Annotated in this window: 15 protein-coding genes and 2 pseudogenes; 4 read left to right on the top strand and 13 right to left on the bottom strand. The window is 42.0% G+C overall.

The genetic code is table 11. The features are described 5' to 3' along the window. Positions 1-238: 238 nt before the first annotated feature. The 9 genes and pseudogenes from KUG37_RS07595 to acnD form a co-directional block, all read right to left on the bottom strand. Positions 239-903 (bottom strand): annotated as a pseudogene (locus KUG37_RS07595) (pseudouridine synthase). 83 nt (positions 904-986) lie between these two features. Beyond that, complete coding sequence (locus KUG37_RS07600; protein ID WP_216940335.1) at positions 987-1,700, bottom strand: SIMPL domain-containing protein; 714 nt, start codon at positions 1,698-1,700, stop codon at positions 987-989. A 674-nt stretch (positions 1,701-2,374) separates the two neighbouring features. Beyond that, entirely contained in the window at positions 2,375-2,638 is a 264-nt protein-coding gene (locus tag KUG37_RS07605) for a hypothetical protein (protein ID WP_216937862.1), read from the bottom strand. A 113-nt stretch (positions 2,639-2,751) separates the two neighbouring features. Continuing rightward, the gene (locus KUG37_RS07610) at positions 2,752-2,973 is read right to left on the bottom strand and encodes a hypothetical protein (RefSeq protein WP_216940337.1); all 222 of its coding nucleotides are present in this window, start codon (positions 2,971-2,973) and stop codon (positions 2,752-2,754) included. A 163-nt stretch (positions 2,974-3,136) separates the two neighbouring features. Further along, a complete protein-coding gene (locus KUG37_RS14840; protein ID WP_367947489.1) occupies positions 3,137-3,319 on the bottom strand; it encodes a hypothetical protein in 183 nt (60 codons plus the stop codon). 164 nt (positions 3,320-3,483) lie between these two features. After that, positions 3,484-4,674, bottom strand: coding sequence for an MFS transporter (locus tag KUG37_RS07620; RefSeq protein ID WP_216938350.1), 1,191 nt, complete (start codon positions 4,672-4,674; stop codon positions 3,484-3,486). Positions 4,675-5,347: 673 nt separating this feature from the next. Beyond that, positions 5,348-6,286, bottom strand: a complete 939-nt coding sequence (locus tag KUG37_RS14885) for an ATP-binding protein (RefSeq protein ID WP_367947488.1) — start codon at positions 6,284-6,286, stop codon at positions 5,348-5,350. Between the two features lie 54 nt (positions 6,287-6,340). Then, a pseudogene (locus tag KUG37_RS14725) lies at positions 6,341-6,652 on the bottom strand (helix-turn-helix domain-containing protein); the annotation flags it as partial. 219 nt (positions 6,653-6,871) lie between these two features. Next, a complete protein-coding gene (gene acnD / locus KUG37_RS07630) occupies positions 6,872-9,487 on the bottom strand; it encodes a Fe/S-dependent 2-methylisocitrate dehydratase AcnD (protein WP_216940339.1) in 2,616 nt (871 codons plus the stop codon). Positions 9,488-10,205: 718 nt separating this feature from the next. Here acnD and KUG37_RS07635 point away from each other — a divergent pair. Then, entirely contained in the window at positions 10,206-10,931 is a 726-nt protein-coding gene (locus tag KUG37_RS07635; RefSeq protein WP_216936812.1) for a folate-binding protein YgfZ, read from the top strand. Positions 10,932-10,983: 52 nt separating this feature from the next. Here KUG37_RS07635 and KUG37_RS07640 read toward each other — a convergent pair whose 3' ends face one another. Next, on the bottom strand, positions 10,984-11,229 hold the full coding sequence (locus tag KUG37_RS07640) for a hypothetical protein (protein WP_216936813.1): 246 nt from the start codon (positions 11,227-11,229) through the stop codon (positions 10,984-10,986). A gap of 263 nt (positions 11,230-11,492) precedes the next feature. Between KUG37_RS07640 and KUG37_RS07645 the strand changes: the two genes are divergently transcribed. Continuing rightward, a complete protein-coding gene (locus tag KUG37_RS07645) occupies positions 11,493-12,290 on the top strand; it encodes a tetratricopeptide repeat protein (RefSeq protein ID WP_216936814.1) in 798 nt (265 codons plus the stop codon). A gap of 82 nt (positions 12,291-12,372) precedes the next feature. Here KUG37_RS07645 and KUG37_RS07650 read toward each other — a convergent pair whose 3' ends face one another. The 3 genes from KUG37_RS07650 to KUG37_RS07660 form a co-directional block, all read right to left on the bottom strand. Beyond that, positions 12,373-13,299 (bottom strand): AEC family transporter, encoded by a 927-nt coding sequence (locus KUG37_RS07650; protein WP_216936815.1) that lies wholly within the window; start codon positions 13,297-13,299, stop codon positions 12,373-12,375. A gap of 60 nt (positions 13,300-13,359) precedes the next feature. After that, positions 13,360-14,469, bottom strand: coding sequence for an NADH:flavin oxidoreductase/NADH oxidase (locus KUG37_RS07655; RefSeq protein WP_216936816.1), 1,110 nt, complete (start codon positions 14,467-14,469; stop codon positions 13,360-13,362). A 93-nt stretch (positions 14,470-14,562) separates the two neighbouring features. Further along, positions 14,563-15,834, bottom strand: coding sequence for a carbohydrate porin (locus KUG37_RS07660; RefSeq protein ID WP_216936817.1), 1,272 nt, complete (start codon positions 15,832-15,834; stop codon positions 14,563-14,565). Positions 15,835-16,233: 399 nt separating this feature from the next. Here KUG37_RS07660 and mutM point away from each other — a divergent pair, with 399 nt between their 5' ends. Both mutM and KUG37_RS07670 read left to right on the top strand, forming a co-directional pair. Beyond that, positions 16,234-17,094, top strand: a complete 861-nt coding sequence (mutM, locus tag KUG37_RS07665; protein ID WP_216936818.1) for a bifunctional DNA-formamidopyrimidine glycosylase/DNA-(apurinic or apyrimidinic site) lyase — start codon at positions 16,234-16,236, stop codon at positions 17,092-17,094. Continuing rightward, positions 17,091-17,375 (top strand): peptidylprolyl isomerase, encoded by a 285-nt coding sequence (locus KUG37_RS07670; protein WP_216936819.1) that lies wholly within the window; start codon positions 17,091-17,093, stop codon positions 17,373-17,375. The genes mutM and KUG37_RS07670 overlap by 4 nt, the downstream gene beginning before the upstream one ends. Positions 17,376-17,499 lie beyond the last annotated feature (124 nt).

Raw genomic sequence — 17,499 nt, forward strand, 5'->3', positions numbered from 1 at the left:
CGTGATCAAGATATGTACTGGGCTTGGAAATCTATGTCCTATATCGATAGCCAATCAGGCAATCTACAAGAAGATATCAATTCAACAGGTTGATAAATTCACTTATCTCCAAGCTGCTACCGAAACAAATTCTCACATTTTTTATTTGAGTGACTTGATTTAAAGGATTGATCCTCATCATATTTATGCGTTTAAAAAGTATGTAACCTATGGGAGCTGACTCTTAAGCGGAATTCGATCAGAATGGCACGACGGCCTTAATTTCAACTGGCACACCACTCAACGGCTGGGTAAAAGCCAGATAACTGGCATGCAAAGCCATACGATTTAAAGGACTGCGCTGTGGTTCAGGGTGATAGATTTTATCGCCAGTAATGGGATGACCCAGATGCAGCATATGCACGCGAAGCTGATGGGAACGACCGGTAATAGGTGTCAGTAGCACTCGGCTAATATCTTGCTGAGGTAAATATTCTACTGCCTGATACAGGGTTTTGGCTGCCTTGCCCAGTTCATAATCCACCATCTGACGCGGACGGTTTTCCCAGTCGGCAATCAAAGGCACTTCGACACTCCCCTCACCTTCAAGTTTGCCCTGTACCAGCGCGACATAGTTTTTAACTACCCTGCGAGCCTGAAACATTTTACTGACTGCCACTTCTGCATGCGATGTTTGGCAAACATTAAAATACCCGAGGTGGCCATATCCAGACGATGGGCAATTTTGGCCTGCGGATATTTAGCCACAACCCGTAAATAGGCACTATCATGATGTTCAGGTAAACGCCCCGGAACCGACAATAATCCGGCCGGCTTTTCTATTACCACCAGATCATCATCTTCATAGACAATATGCAGCGGTTCTTGCGGTGGACAATAGACAAAGTCTTTATTGATGGGCATGTTAGCGTATAGCGTCTGGAACAGTGCGCGCAAAATAACAAGCTGCTTTCAGGCTGTCAATTACCGCACTTGGCCAGATCAGGCTAATCTGCCAGATAATAATCGACTGTCGAGACCACGCGTACTTTCTTCAAATACGGGGTATTGCTGTCGCGATCTTCAATACTAAACAGCCCCTGGTTTGCGGACTTGATTTTACCCAGACGACTTTTTGAATCTGCAGCAAATTTTTCCGCCACGCTGCGGGCATTTTGTGTAGCTTGTTCAATCATCGCCGGCTTGATGTCATTCAGTTTGGTAAATAAATATTCTGTTCTTTGTCCGGAATCATCTCCTGCAAAAGCAATCCCTTTTTTCCCCAAAGCCACCAGACGACTTTGTGCCACGCGCACAGCATCTATTTTATGGGTATAGACCGTAATGGTCTGGCTGGCGGTATAACGCAGTGCGACATTAGCATCACCGCCATATTGCTGGGCGTATTTATCTGTGATACTCGGTGAAGCACTGGTAATTTCTTCCGCGCTAAAACCTTCATTTTTTAAAAAGTTCTGAATTTCCTGGGTATTGGTCTGCATGATATCGTACAACTCGCCCAGATCTTGGCTGCCCGCGTTAAAGCGGATTGGCCATACTGCCACATTGGCTTTAACTTCGCGTTCCGACAAACCTTTGACTGAAACTACACGCTCATACTGTTTGATTTTCAGCGCGCTACTGCCCAGAATCCATGCTGCAATTATCAGTCCCAAGCCAATCAAAGCACCCAAAATCAGTGCCGGTTTGAATTGATTCATCTGCTTCAACTCCTTTGAAATCTTTTTTCGTTTTTATTTATCATACTGCGCTCAAAATCATTATAAAATTATTCTGAATAACGCCATTTTTCTATCATGAACATATTCAGTTCAGGATCATTCTTAACTTTGATTCATCAGATAGATTGCGATTAACGACGTCAGGTTAAACAGTACTTAAAAATAACAGGTTTGCGTTGTAAAAATGAAGCGGTGATTTGTATCTTTCCTGAATTGAATTTTATTTTAAGTTTTTGATTTATTTTAATTATTATTTAAATTTGCATTGCTGGATAATTTTTTAGGGTGTTGGGAAAACGTCTAATGGTTTACTTCAACTATCAATCTTTGTAAGACTTGATCTTATAGCCTATAAACTTTTGGTCTATAGCGTCCTAAGCCGGATCGAGACCTTTTGGGTTCGTACTGCACTCGCGTTTTGCGCCGCTCACAGCATGCTACTCTTTCCGATCCCATCACACCCTTGAAAGCTATATTAGGCAAAGCTGGACGGGATTAATTTCCTATGTTTTTTTAATTTTGAGAATTTTCGAAAATTTATTTCGCCATTCCCCTTCATACAGGGAAATAAATCCTATTTCTGATTTTTTGCGCTTTTTTCTTCTATAAAAATAAGCTTTATTGGAATTTATATTCAGAACAGGATTTCTGTTTTATTGAAAGAAAGTACTCTGAATCCATTGTGCACTAAACCACCATGCACTGATGGCCGACATCCCACAAAGAAGATTAGCCAAAACCTTGTTGAGTTTGGTCAGTTCAGAACCATAATTTTTCAGATTAAGCAGATAGGCGATCACACCATACAGCGAGCCAATCGCGCCTCCAAAAAGGATCAAGATCAGCGGCCATGCGGAGTAAAAATGGGCTTTTTTATTTAATTTGCCTGATTCTGGTGCGTACTCGCGAATTTCCATAGGTGATTGCCCTCTTTTTAATATATGCAGGTGCACTATTTCTAGGCAGATATTTAGTTCTTATCAAATATTTGCCTTTCAGGACTTTCACTGAAGCAAGAAGCAGACCAGTTTTAGCGTACAAATAGCTGTCGGGTATGATGATTGATATAGGCATTCAGACCATCGCCATATTGGGCGAGCTGTTTCATGTTTTCGACATGCTGATAACCGGCACTACTATAGCTGTAGGTATAGACTTTAGAGGTTTTCTTGAATTGCACACGAATAAACTCCTTACCAATCTCGTAATTGGCAACACCTGAGTCGTGATTAAGATCAAGATAATGTTGCAATTGAGCCGCCCTAAATACTGTGAATCTAGGGATTTATATGGGGTTTTCCGATCAATTTTCAATCAATTTTAAACTATGAATGGGCATATTCAGATAGCAAAAAGCCCTAAGGAGTAATAGGGCTTTCATTCAAAACAGAGGGTAACTGTTTGAGTTGTTTTGCTTAGGCATTCTTATTGTTAAATTGATTGCCTTGGCATTTGGTACACGGTGGTAAACGATCAGTACCAATTTCTAAGTAGGTGCGGTGTCCGCATTGAATACAAAAATAGAAGCCTGTTCCGGGTTTTTCGCCAGCAGTAACCATCTTTGTTCTCCATAGTTTTAGAAATGGTAGATCTAGTATAACCCTCTTATGATGAATGTCTATTGTCCATTTCGACAGGTGATGGTGGCGTTTGGGCAAGCCACTATCAAGAATGGATTATAAGACCCCCTATCCACACCTTCTGGATTAGCAGCATAAAACGTATCAGATCCATTCAAAGTATTATATTTCAGCGCTTAACGTTAAATTCCTGCTTGTTTCCTGCGATTAATAAAGACCACAATAACGGCTATGCAGGTCAATACACTTGCAAAAACCAAATTCAACCAAAGCCCAATACTGTCATAAATGAGTCCACCAGCAAAAGCGCCCAATCCGATTGAAAGGTTAAATACAGCAACATTAAATGCAGTAGCTAATTCAAGCTGCGTCGGCGCTGAACGAATCATCCATGTCGTTAGTGAGACTGAAACGCCACCATAAGCAAATCCCCAAATTAAGAACAAGATAATATTTAAATATAGAAAATCACCAAAAAATATGAATAACAGCAATGTTGTACTTAATAAAGAAGCGATGATAAATAGTGTTTGCCATAAAAATTTTTGAATTGTAAAACCTAAAACAAAATTACCTGAAATCCCAAAAACACCATAAATTAATAATAAAGCGCCAATCGATGCATCCGAGAATTGTGCGATTTCTTGTAATATAGGTCGTACAAAAGTGTATGCAGAAAAATGCCCTGTCACGATAAACAAGGTCAAACATAAGCCAATAATAACATTCGGTTTTTTAAGTACCGTTAAACTGCTTCGCAACGTACTTACTTTTTTAATGGGTAGCGAGGGTAATGACCAAAAGAGCATCACAAATACAATGGCCACTAAAATGGCGACAGAGATAAAAGCCATCCGCCAACCAAATAAATCACCGAGATATACACCTGCGGGTATGCCCAATACTGAAGCCGCAGCAATACCGCTAAAAATAATGGAAGTGGCGAGTCCGACTTGTGCGGGAGGCATTAAACGAATAGCGAAACTCCCTGCTAAAGCCCAAATACCGCCCATTGAAATCCCGAACAATACTCTCGCCAGTAATAACCAATGGAATGTGTCCGTCATTGCTGAAACTAAGGTGGAAATAAACAACAGCAGCATAAACAAGAGTAATAATTGACGGCGATTAATGCGGGTAAAAACTAAAACGACACACGGCGCAACAATAGCAGCCACTAGAGATGGTGTGGAAATAATCAGACTGGTACGTCCTACAGATTGCTGCATACTTTCTGCGATGGGCGTCAACAATCCAATCGGAAGCATTTCCGCGCTTACCACAGCAAAAATGGCTAAAGCCACTGCGATCACTGCCAACCATGCTTTTAAATTGGCTTGAGGGATTTGTTCAATGGACGTTTTAGAACTCATTGGGGACTTCAAATATTTTACTGTGTCGTAATATACGCAATAGCGAGACTTAATAAACGTTATTTGTATCGTATTCTTGAAGGGAATAAGTGATCAGTCCCTTCTTTATTGGGATGAATGATAGAAATAAGCTTAAATTTAATCAAATAAAAGTAATAATTTATTTTTTAAATCAGATAGCTTAAATGTTTAATTATGATTGTTTTTCTCGATAAGTAGCTTCATTAATACGACAGAAAATTTCGACTTCTGCACTTTCAAAACGAAACTCTTTGGGTAAGCGAATGGCTTGGACTACGTCCTGTCATAAAAACTTTTGCGGTGGACATAAAAATATCCTTATCATTTTGGTATGTATCTTATGATAGATACTTGTTGAACACTTTTAAACCACCCTTAAATTAAGAAAGCCCTACCGAGTGATAGGGTTTTATATAAATTATTTGATACACGGAAGTAAACGATCTTTATCTATTTTTAAATAAGCGCGGCGTCCGCACTGAATACAAAAATAGAAGCCTGTTCCGGGTGTAGAGCCAGCTATAACCATTTTCGTTCTCCGTGTTGTTTTAGAAATGGTGAATGCAGTAATAGACAACTCGTTTATAAGTTAGATTGACCTTTTTGTAAGGAAGGTTTGGCGATTAGGCTAATACAGATATCTTTAAAAAAATTAAATGAGCCTATATTTATAATCAAATGCTCTAGATGGACTACCCACAACTTCAATTTTATTTTCCTTACGTAACCTCTTTAAAACCCCTTTAACTTTATTGACATCATTTTCACCTGTTAACTGCCTTATCAGTAAGTTCGTAATGTAAGAATCAGGGTTTTGACTTAGATACTCTAATATGACTGTTTCAATGGAAGATAATTTTTTATGGTTCAAAGTTACAACAAAGGAGTTTTCATTCTCTTCAAAAAATGGCTCAACCAATCCTGCTTTTCTCAATTCATTTTTGACTGTGTCCAAACCTTCTCCAATATCGTGGTTCAAAGGTTCAGGTAAATTATGCAACATTCTCACTAAATTTGGATTTCTGGAAAATCGCTCTTCATATAAATTATTTATCGTCATATATCCTGGCAATTTACCTGGACTAGTTACTTCAATACGATCATCATAAATTTTAACGTGAATATCATCATTTAAACTATAATCACGATGTATAACAGCATTTACTAATATTTCTTTAATTGCTTCAGATGGATAAGTCATTTTACTACCATCATGTAATTTAGCACCATCCAAATAACTTTTGATTTTTTTAATTGCATTACGAATTAATATTTCTAATGACCCATTAATTGTTACTGGCATCTCTAAAAGATGCTCCCTCTTATAATTGGAATCAGTAGTCAATAATCTATAAATTTTTATAGCACAGCGTGTATCCATTGTCGCCTGTGGTTCTTCATCAAATAAAACCACACACCCAACATTTGGAACAAGCATTTCCCCCTCCAACTTTGACAATAATCTTTGTTTTTTAAGAAATTTTTCGGGAGTCTGCGTTGTTGATATTCTCATCATATAATCTGATAATATTTCAGATTCAATTAATTCTTCAATATCAGTATTAGCAACAGCTTGTCGCTCATAGGCCATTATTCCCTTAGAGTACGCAAGTGATGTAATACGATCTCCCTTTATCTTATTTTTATTGGCATTTAGCCGAATGTAGCATTCATCACTAGAGGTGTAATGAACTTTAGGACTTTTAGGTATAGAAATAAAAAGTATATAACCTTGTTTAATTTCTAAGAATTCAATACCCACACCTTCAACCGTAGGTTTTGTTTGCTCTAAAAGAACATTAATTATTGCATTTGCTTCTTCTAAATTTTTAAATGGATTAATCCTATCCCCTTCAAATTTTTCGTCTTCAATACCAACATATATTTCTCCTCCGTCAGCATTAGCAAAAGCAACAAATGACTCTTGTAATTTCGCAGGTTTAATCCCTTTTCCTTTTAAATCAAAAAATGATCTTCCTTTGCGTCTAGTAGTTTTCGAAGACCTGTTTCATCTAATTTTTTTATTTCAAACATTATTTTACTCTAAATAATTTTACAAAAACCACTTTAAAAGTATGATCTTTTTAAACAATATCAACAACTTTAATCCTCCCCAACCCTCCTTTTTCTAAGGAGGGAGTTCCCCTCTTTCATAAAGAGGGGCTAGGGGAGATTCTTAAACATTCCCTTCTAAAAAGTCCTGCGCAAAGCGTTGTAATACCCCACCCGCTTCATACACATGCACTTCTTCTTCCGTATCTAAACGACAGGTCACAGGCACTTCAATGGTCTGTTCCTTACCATCCTCTGTGGCACGCTCAATCACTAAAGTTAAAGTCGAACGTGGAGCAATATTACCAATCACGCTATACAGTTCAGTACCATCTAACTTCAAAGTCTTACGATCTGTGCCCGGTTTAAACTCAAGCGGCAACACGCCCATACCCACCAGATTGGTACGGTGGATACGCTCAAAACCTTCTGCAACAATGGCTTCCACACCTGCAAGACGCACACCTTTCGCAGCCCAGTCACGACTCGAACCCTGACCATAATCCTTACCGGCGATAATGATCAATGGCTGCTTGCGGTTCATGTAAACTTCAATCGCTTCCCACATCCGCATCACTTCGCCTTCCGGCTCTACACGTGCTTTTGAACCCTGCTTGATTGTGCCATCAGAACGTACCACCATTTCGTTATACAACTTCGGATTCGCCAGTGTCGCACGTTGCGTAGTCAGGTGATCACCCCGATGCGTTGCATAAGAATTAAAGTCTTCCTCAGGCACACCCATTTTCGCCAGATATTCACCTGCTGCCGAATCACGCACAATCGCATTCGATGGAGACAAGTGGTCGGTAGTGATGTTATCGCCCAGAATTGCCAGCGGACGCATGTTTGCTAGTGTACGCGGTGCAGCCAGCGCCCCTTCCCAATACGGCGGACGGCGGATATAAGTACTTTGCGGACGCCAGTCATACAGTGGGCTTGCTGATTTTTCATTCTTGCCTAAATCGAACATTGGAATATAAATTTGACGGAACTGTTCAGGCTTGACTGCTTTTTTGACCAGCGCATCAATTTCTTCATCAGACGGCCAGATGTCTTTTAGATAAATCGGATTGCCGTCTTTGTCTGTGCCCAGTGCATCTTTTTCGATATCAAAACGGATGGTCCCCGCAATTGCATATGCGACAACCAGAGGCGGAGAAGCCAGGAAAGCCTGCTTCGCATAAGGATGAATACGGCCATCAAAGTTACGATTACCTGAAAGTACCGCAGTCGTGTACAAGTCACGGTCAATAATTTCCTGCTGGATTTCCGGATCGAGCGCGCCCGACATGCCGTTACAGGTGGTGCAGGCATAGCCCACGATTCCAAAACCCAGCTTTTCCAGATCTTTGAGTACGCCAGCTTCTTCCAGATACAAGGCAGCAGCTTTAGAACCCGGTGCAAAAGATGATTTCACCCAAGGCTTACGCACCAAGCCCAGTTCATTGGCTTTACGTGCCAGTAAACCGGCTGCCACGGTATTGCGCGGGTTTGAAGTATTGGTACATGAGGTAATTGCCGCAATAATCACAGCACCATCCGGCATTAAACCTTCAGCCTCTTGCGCGCGTGCAGCATCTAGATTGCCTGCAATGCCTTTGGCTTTTAAGTCGCTGGTTGATACGCGCGCATGCGGATTGGATGGCCCTGCAATATTACGTGTCACAGTTGATAAATCGAAACGCAGCATACGTGGATATTCTGCCTGAGTCATATCCGATGCCCAAAGACCAATCTCTTTGGCATAGGTTTCGACCAGTTTGACTTGCTCAGGCTCACGACCGGTTAAAGTCAGATAATCAATGGTGTTTTGATCGATATAGAACATGGCTGCAGTTGCGCCATATTCCGGGGTCATGTTGGAAATCGTGGCACGATCTCCGACCGACATGCTGTCAGCCCCTTCACCGAAGAATTCTAAATATGCGCCAACCACACGCTCTTTACGCAGGAATTCGGTTAATGCCAAAACGATATCGGTCGCAGTAATGCCCGGCTGACGCTGACCGACCAGCTCCACACCAATAATGTCCGGCAGGCGCATCCACGAAGCACGGCCCAGCATCACGTTTTCAGCTTCTAAGCCACCCACACCAATCGAGATTACGCCCAGAGCATCGGTATGGGGTGTATGTGAATCCGTACCGACACAGGTATCCGGGAAAGCAACGCCATCGCGGCTTTGAATCACCGGAGACATTTTCTCAAGATTAATCTGGTGCATGATGCCATTACCGGCAGGAATCACATCGACATTTTCAAATGCAGTTTTGGTCCATTCAATAAAATGGAAACGGTCTTCATTACGACGGTCTTCAATCGCGCGGTTCTTCTCAAAGGCATCCGGATCAAATCCGCCAAACTCAACTGCCAGTGAATGATCGACAATCAGCTGGGTGGGTACCACCGGATTGACTTTAGACGGGTCACCGCCCTGTTCGGCAATGGCATCACGCAGACCAGCAAGGTCTACCAAAGCCGTTTGCCCCAAAATGTCATGACACACCACACGTGCCGGATACCAAGGAAAATCGTGGTCTTGCTTGCGCTCAATTAGCTGGCGTAAAGACTGTTCCAGAATGGCAGGATCACAACGACGAACCAACTGCTCCGCCAGGACTTTGGAAGTATAGGGAAGTTTGGCATATGCGCCTGGCTGAATATCTTCTACGGCCTGTCGCACGTCATAATATTCCAGCTGGGTGGATTGCAGCGGTTTACGGTAGTTGTTGTTCATAAGCTTGCCTGCCCTCGTTTATCTCTATTTTTATTCACCAATTGATATTGATGAGTTACTTCTGTAATAACAGCATTGTACGCTGTACAAATAGAATTTCCCAAATTTAATATATTTCAAACACTTAAATAGAAAAACTGGCATTTTAGATAAAATTTGTTACATAGACTTTAGAATTTTTGCCCGAAACCAGGCTTTTGCTAAAAAATTCTAAATAATTCGCCTCATTCTTTAGTCTTATGTTGCAAAATATTCCTGCATCTATCGACATCATTATTCCTAATTAAGTATTTAATATTATTAATAAATTATTTATTTTATTTAACGTTTACTTTATATAAAAAATATAGCCTCACTGGTTTTTATATGCCTGTCCTGCTACAGCATTGAGTAGAATTTCAATCCTTAAATTTGGAATAGCAGATTTTCCAACACTACCAGAAGTTCCGTTGGAGGCATGTCACATGATTTGTATTCCTCACATTAAAAAAAACCCATATAAAGGCAGAATTGAAGTATTTAAAATAGCAATATTCAGAGCGATAGCTGCCATTTTGATGCTCAGCACTCACGCTTGGGATGGAACACATCCTCACTGACTCCCCGACCATTCCAAAAGCCAATGATTTAGATTGTTGTGGGCTTTTTTGTTTGCCTCTATTAGAGGCTTGCTGCACAATAACTGGATTGATTAATAGTATTCAAACTAGGGCTTATCATGGCAACGTCTCCTGCTTTCACATTGTTTAGTCTGAATGGTGTCGATGCACAAAAATTCCTTCAAGGTCAGGTGACTTTGAATACTGAAACTTTGGTAGAAAACCAGACACGCTATACTGCAATCTGCAGTCTGAAAGGACGTATTCAATTTGGCTTATGGCTTAAAAAGATCAGTCCGGAAAGCTTTGAAATCGTGAGCACTGAAGATCAGGCAACAGAACTGGCGAATCATATTAAGAAATTTGGCGCTTTCTCAAAAATAAAACTGGAACTGGTCGGTCCGGTTTATCCGGTCATCAATGGTATTCATACCGACTTTGTTGCAACTGAAACCGATGTGACAATGTGGGAGCAGCAAGCCATTGAATCAGGTCAGGCCTGGATTCAGGCTGCTACCGCCAATCTGTTTCAGCCACAGGAATTGCGCTTGCACCAACGCGAAGGCATTCACTATGACAAGGGCTGCTACCTGGGTCAGGAAGTGATTGCGCGCCTCTGGTTTAAAGCCAAGCCTAAACACTGGTTACATCTGGTTCAAGGGACAGGTGCCGCGCCTGCTGTTGCCACAAAACTGAATAATGATGTAGAAATCGTAAATAGCCTCGCGATTGAACAGGGTTATAAAGCGCTCGTGGTGGCAAAACCTGAAGCACTGACTGAGCTAGGCCTGGAAGTTCTGGAACTTCCTGACGCTTTGAGTGGTGATGTGGCGCGTCCGCAATAATCCCGATTTAGCCCATGAAAAAAGCCAAGATGAAATTCTTGGCTTTTTTGTTTTAGAAACCATGAAACAGCTTGTTCATGTCTTTCACCAGATAATCTTTGAAGTGATAAGCACGCGCATGTTTAGCATCAAACTTTGCGGTCAAATCTCCTTTTTGAAAGATATATACCCGGTCTTCCTGACTAATCAAAAACTCTGCCCCAAGTTGCATCAACAATGCATCAATCTTGTCCTCATCGGCAATCGATTCATCTGCGTTGATTCTGTCATAGTGACGTCTAATGGTTTTGACAAACATGGTGAAATCCTGGGAGTCTGATTCAAACCGAGATTTAATCAGAGAAGTTGGCTGAAGCAAAGTAATCCTTTCAATATCTGCAGGATTGAACTAAAACCTATCCACACCCAGCATCGATTTAACCAGTGAATCATGCTTCTATGATTTGTATTTAGTGACAAATTCTATATTTACAAAGTACAAAATCCTTTTATGATGTAAGTGAAAATGATTAAAACCGCACCAAGGAATAAGGTGCCAGCAATAATAAGGTTATAGGAACCATGAAAAAATTAGTACTCGCTGCAGTTCTTGCCGTTTCTGCACAATTCGCTCTGGCAAATACCGTAAAAGATCAAGTCGATCCGCAATTCGAAAAAATTGAAGCCATGGTCAAAGGCAATAATTTTAAAGGCGCCTATGAAGCTTTAAACCAGTTAGCCAGTCAAGGCAATGCCCAAGCCTTATATAACTTAGGCTATTTAACCCAGACCGGCCAAGGTACAGTCAAGGACGAGAAAAAAGCCATTCAGCTCTATGAGCAGGCAGCCAGTAAAGGCTATCCGGTGGCCAATTATGTACTGGGTAAAAACTACGCGGCCGGCTCACTCGGTCTCAAACAGGATTTGACCAAAGCCAAACAATACCTGGAACGTGCTTCGGTAGCCAAGTTTGAGGATGCCAGCATAGATCTGGCTGTACTGCTATTTTCTGAAAATACAGCAGCCTCAAATAAAGCCGGGCTGCAAAAATTGCAACCTCTGATCAGTAAGGGCAATATGCAGGCTATTCATGCCAAAGCCTTATATGACATTAGCAGCGGTTTCCAAAACAAAGATGAAAAACCTATTCAGCAAGGTTTAAGCAGCATTCAGGAGCTGGCAAAAAAAGGCTATATTCCAGCACTGATGGCGGTAGGCAATATGTTTACCAATGGCAGTATCGTGCCGCAAAACCTGCCAGAAGCGAAAAAAATATTTGCCGCACTGGCACAGCAAAATATTCCGCAGGCCAAAGAGTCTTTGGCAGCGGTAGACAAAATGCTGGCAGAGCAGAAAAAAGCACCTGCCAAGAAGAGTTAAGTGATCCAATAAAATTCAGACATAAAAAAGCCCTAAATTGCATAGGGCTTTTTTATGGGGAGAGCATCCATCTTCTAGAAGATTATCCCCACCACAAGGCAATTAAACCGCTGGTTACGATAAAACCGGCAATCGTACTCATCAATAGTGGCGTTAAGGCTCGATCATTCAGACCATAGGCCTGCCCTAACATGCCAAAAATCGTTGGCATCGGCAAAGCTGCAATCAGTGTACCGGCACGAACCATTTCCTGATTTAAGTCAGTCAACTGGCTTAGTCCCAGATACATCAACAGCGGCATGATAATATTGCTGGAAAATACCAGATAAAAGCTTTGCAGATTGACATATTTCAGGCTCATTCCCACGATACCACCGCCAATGGCAAACAGAGCCAATGGTGAGGCGGTTTGACCAATCAAGGCAAAGACCTGATCGAGATAGACCGGAATTTTAATCTGGAAAACAGCACAGGCCATCCCGAGCATCACCCCCATAAATAAGGGATTTTTTAGCAAGGTCAGCAGTGCACTTTTCAAAATGGAGCCCAGATTCGCCTGATGTTGTATACCCATGGCCGCCAGTACCAGCACCAGCGGAATCAGCAATACACTTTCGATGATGACCACCAGAGAGGTATAGGTCATCGCCTGCTGCCCCATCAATAGGCTCAGCACGGCAGTACCAATCAGGCCGGTATTTGACATTGCGGCACCCAGCGATAAGATTGCACTTTGCGAATGCGTATTCTGAAAATAACGGCGCATAATCCAGAAACCACTTCCATAGAGCAGCAAGGTCACGCTGCTATACACCGAAAAGTATTCAAAATACCAGATTTCATGCAGGTCTTTGGAGGCAAGGGACTGAAAGAATAGCAAGGGTAAGGCCACTTTAATGACAAAAGCACCAACCGTACCGACCTGCTCCTTATTTAACACTTGACTCTTTACAGTCAGATAACCCAGCGCCAATAATAAAAATATCGGCACAATGACCGCAAAAATCATAATGCAGTATCCTCTTGCCAGTGATTTCCTATTATAGGAATTTCAGGCGCTAAAGCAGTGTTAAAAAGACTCAAAAAGGTGATTTAAACCATGCGGGGCACTGCGCAGATATTGTGGTGAAATCTTTATTTTCTCCCCAAGTGCTGCTGCTGCATGCCAAGGCCAATGTGGATCATAAAGAATGGCCCGTGCAATGGCGATTGCATCTGCCTGTCCTTTATGCAATATATCTTCTGCCTGCTCTGCTTCGGTAATCAAACCCACGGCAATCACGGGAATATTCACCACTTTCTTGATCGCATCTGCAAAAGGCACCTGATAATTCGGTTTCACATCAATGTGCTGTTTGACATGCAGACCGGCACTGGAAATATGGATATAGGCAGCACCTGCAACTTCCAGTGCCTTGGATAATTCAATTGAAGACTCAATCGTCCAGCTATCTGGCTGGTCCATCCAGTCACTGGCCGAAATACGTACCCCAATTGGATAACCTTCTGGAACTGCTGCTTTTATGGCTTGCAATACTTCCAGCGTCAGGCGAATCCGGTTTTCCAGTGAACCGCCATACTGATCATCGCGTTTATTTGAAAGTGGTGACATAAACTGATGCAGTAAATAACCATGTGCTGCATGCAGCTCAATCAGGTCAAAGCCGGCATCCACTGCACGTTTGGCACTTTCTGCAAAGTCAGCAATGACCTGATTGATCTCTGCTTGACTGAGAGCTTTGGGTGGATGCTCGTCTGCCTGAAATGGCAGATTACTCGCAGAAACAGTTTGCCAGCCATGAGGTTGATCTGGCGCGATCTGGCCTTTGCCTGACCAGGGCTTATCGGTGGAAGCCTTACGTCCTGCATGTGCCAACTGAATAGCAAATGGCATTGGCGATATAGATTTAACCTTGGCCAATAATGCTTTTATTTGGGCAGCTTGCTGATCATTCCATAAACCTAAGTCAGCATAACTGATCCGGCCTTCTGGCTGCACTGCAGTCGCTTCCACAATACATAGACCGGCACCTGAGAGAGCATAACTCGCCCATTGCTGCTCATGCCAATAAGTGATTTCACCTTCATCTGTGGCTGAATATTGACACATCGGAGCAATAATAATTTTATTGCGGAGTGATAACGAACCAAACTGTAGCGGTTGAAATAATAATGTCACGTGGCATTCCCTCTTTATTCATGTTAAGTATGATCGGGCAATAAAAAGCAGGCTTTAAAAAGCCTGTTTAGTTATAACGTGAACCATCACTTTTTAGAAGATGATGCGACTGCTTAAACCCAGTACTAGCGCATTATCTACGTTGTTGGTTGACCCTGGATTGACCACATATTGCAGGTTTGGACGTAGCATCAGCCATTTTGTTGCATTATAGCTATAGTTCAGTTCGATATTGTATTCTGCACTGGCATTGAATACCGGACGTGAATCTGTAAAGCGGTCATTCACATGCACACGGTTAACGGCCAATCCCAGAATATCATTTGGCTGACTGTCGACCAAGCCGATATATTTCACTCCGAGTTGTTGTGAATTGTCTACTTTATTGGTCACACGGTCATGCCAGGTAAAGTTGGCAAATGAATGCAAACCCTGACGACCCTGACCTGTTGAAGTTAACTGTTGTTCTACAGCAAACCAGCCTGCAAAAGTACGATTCTTGGCATCACCAGGATTGGCAATATCTTTTTGGTTGGCAACATCATCGGCAGTATTGTACATTCCACCCACACGGTAGCTGCCCGGCAAGTTATTAATGAATGCTTTTGGTGTCCATACGATTTCTGCAGGAATCGTCATGCCATCAGCATGCTCAGTGTCTAAACTCCAGCCCTGACCTTCTTTAGCCCCATTGCCATTGTCCGGATTAAACTCATAAACCCCGACTTGTACTGCAAGTTCAGGATTCAGTTGCTGCTTTACGCGCGCACCCCATTGTGCAACCGGTGTATTCATCCAGATATTGCCCTGCCATTTACCCATTTGTGCAGCACAAAATGCCGTACTGGCAAAATCACAGGCCATCACGTTAAAGTCCATGCCCAACCCCAGACGACCAGCCTTAATGCTGAGTCCCTGTTCTTTATAATTCTTTTCAATAGACAGCTCACTCAGACGGCTATCCTGATTACCGCGTCCAAAAGTGCCTTGTACATTGGCCAGCTGCGGTGCATGAGGATCCTGCAAATCACGAACCGAGGTACTTTGACCTTGGCGCGCACTCATCATGGCACGTACAGTGACACCCTCCCATCCCGCCAGTTTTGCCATGTCCAATTGAGTACCCAACCATAATTGGGCAGAAGTTAATGGATCTGCACCGTCATTACGACCACCATCAGCAAGATAGGCAGTATCGGTTAACAGATTGGCTTCAAATTTGATCCCCTGTTGAGCCAGTTCTGTACGTTGACCATTCCAGTCCCCCAGCAAATACTGACCTTGTGAATCAAATGCAGATTCTGCCTGCACGGTTGTTATCATGGCAGCCATTAACGGCAATAGAGCTTGACCTAAATATTTCATGTAAAACCCGAACATATGGAGAGATAAACAAGCAAGGTTTTAAAATTGCTTTCAAGTGCATGAAGTTACATAACTTTTCATATAAATTCTCAGCATTTTTTTTATTATTAATTAAACTTTTAGTTATGCCTTAAACATAAAAATATAAGTTTTATTTTATGATTTTTAATTTATTTATATATTTTTCATGATCTTATAATTTATTTATTTTTCAATAAGATTTCTTCTTTTGAATATTTGCTAAGAAAAACTTAAAACCCCCGTTCATTCTTTCAACAATAACTGCTCAAATAAATATGAAACTTCCGGTCATTTTCCAGTGATTTCATCTAGATTAATGCTTGCAATCCTGGCCGATTCACCCAATATTAACTGCATCTCCCTCGCCACCGATGTGTTATGCCAGAATTACCAGAAGTTGAAACCACCAAAACCAGTTTATTACCCTTATTAGACCAACGCGTGAAACGTGTTGAGGTGCGCCAGTCAAGTTTACGCTGGCCCATTCCTGAAAATATAGAAAAACTGGAGGGGCAGAAATTACTCAAGCTGAGTCGCCGTTCCAAATATATTCTGGCAGAGTTTGAACACGACACAATGCTCTGGCATTTAGGCATGTCGGGGAGTTTCCGTCTATGCGATAGCAAGGAAGAATTACGTAAACATGACCATCTGATCATTCAGTTTGAAGATATCGAACTGCGTTATCATGACCCTCGCCGTTTTGGCTGTATTCTCTGGCTAGATACACAATCACAAAGCAAACTGATTGACACGCTAGGGCCAGAACCTTTAAGTGACAACTTTAATGCCGAGTATTTATCTGAAAAACTGAAGAATAAAAATGTTGGCACCAAAGTTGCAATTATGGATAACCATGTGGTGGTGGGTGTCGGTAATATTTATGCGACTGAGAGTCTGTTTAATCTGGGGATTCATCCGGCACAACCCGCTTCGACTTTAAGCCTGACGCAGATTGAAAAATTAGTGCTGGAAATCAAGCGTATCTTGAAACAGGCGATTGATCTGGGTGGCTCGACCTTAAGAGACTATACCAATGCCATGGGGGAAAATGGCTATTTCCAGCAAACCTTGCTGGCCTATGGCCGTGCCGGGGAAATGTGCGTGAACTGTGAGACCACGCTTGAAAATATCAAATTGGGACAACGTGCTTCAGTTTTTTGTCCTGAATGCCAACCTTTGAAAAAGATTCAGCTCCCTGTCAAAAAAATGGCAACTGTACGAGGGAAAAAGTTATGAAAACAGCCATTGTGCGTCATATTCTGGTCAAGGATAAAGAAATCGCTGAACAGCTTAAAAAGAAGATTTTAAGTGGGGCCGACTTTAATAAAATCGCCAAACAGTATTCCACCTGTAATTCTGCCAAACGTGGTGGTGAGCTGGGCGAAGTCAAAAAAGGCCAGCTGGTTCCAGTCATTGATAAGCTGGTATTTACCGCTGCTGAACGTGTATTACATGGCCCGGTCAAAAGCCAGTTTGGTTTTCATTTGGTAGAAATCAAATTCCGGATGGATTTTTAATCCCCCCTAAATCCCCCTTTCACAAAGGGGAGCTCCCCCCTTTATTAAATGGTGAGAAGCACTGCTTCGCAAGAGGGATTCCATAAAAAACAGTGCCCTCAGCGCCGTTTTTTATTTATCTCAA

Source organism: Acinetobacter sp. BY419 (genome assembly GCF_019038395.1).
GTDB lineage: Bacteria > Pseudomonadota > Gammaproteobacteria > Pseudomonadales > Moraxellaceae > Acinetobacter.

Excerpts from the sequence above, each read along its gene's own strand:
- KUG37_RS07645 (WP_216936814.1), top strand. The coding sequence starts at position 11,493 with ATGAAAAAATTAGTACTCGCTGCAGTTCTTGCCGTTTCTGCACAATTC.
- KUG37_RS07620 (WP_216938350.1), bottom strand. The coding sequence starts at position 4,674 with ATGAGTTCTAAAACGTCCATTGAACAAATCCCTCAAGCCAATTTAAAA.
- KUG37_RS07605 (WP_216937862.1), bottom strand. The coding sequence starts at position 2,638 with ATGGAAATTCGCGAGTACGCACCAGAATCAGGCAAATTAAATAAAAAA.
- KUG37_RS07640 (WP_216936813.1), bottom strand. The coding sequence starts at position 11,229 with ATGTTTGTCAAAACCATTAGACGTCACTATGACAGAATCAACGCAGAT.
- KUG37_RS07600 (WP_216940335.1), bottom strand. The coding sequence starts at position 1,700 with ATGAATCAATTCAAACCGGCACTGATTTTGGGTGCTTTGATTGGCTTG.
- KUG37_RS07660 (WP_216936817.1), bottom strand. The coding sequence starts at position 15,834 with ATGAAATATTTAGGTCAAGCTCTATTGCCGTTAATGGCTGCCATGATA.
- KUG37_RS14885 (WP_367947488.1), bottom strand. The coding sequence starts at position 6,286 with ATGGCCTATGAGCGACAAGCTGTTGCTAATACTGATATTGAAGAATTA.
- KUG37_RS07650 (WP_216936815.1), bottom strand. The coding sequence starts at position 13,299 with ATGATTTTTGCGGTCATTGTGCCGATATTTTTATTATTGGCGCTGGGT.
- KUG37_RS07635 (WP_216936812.1), top strand. The coding sequence starts at position 10,206 with ATGGCAACGTCTCCTGCTTTCACATTGTTTAGTCTGAATGGTGTCGAT.
- acnD (WP_216940339.1), bottom strand. The coding sequence starts at position 9,487 with ATGAACAACAACTACCGTAAACCGCTGCAATCCACCCAGCTGGAATAT.
- mutM (WP_216936818.1), top strand. The coding sequence starts at position 16,234 with ATGCCAGAATTACCAGAAGTTGAAACCACCAAAACCAGTTTATTACCC.
- KUG37_RS07670 (WP_216936819.1), top strand. The coding sequence starts at position 17,091 with ATGAAAACAGCCATTGTGCGTCATATTCTGGTCAAGGATAAAGAAATC.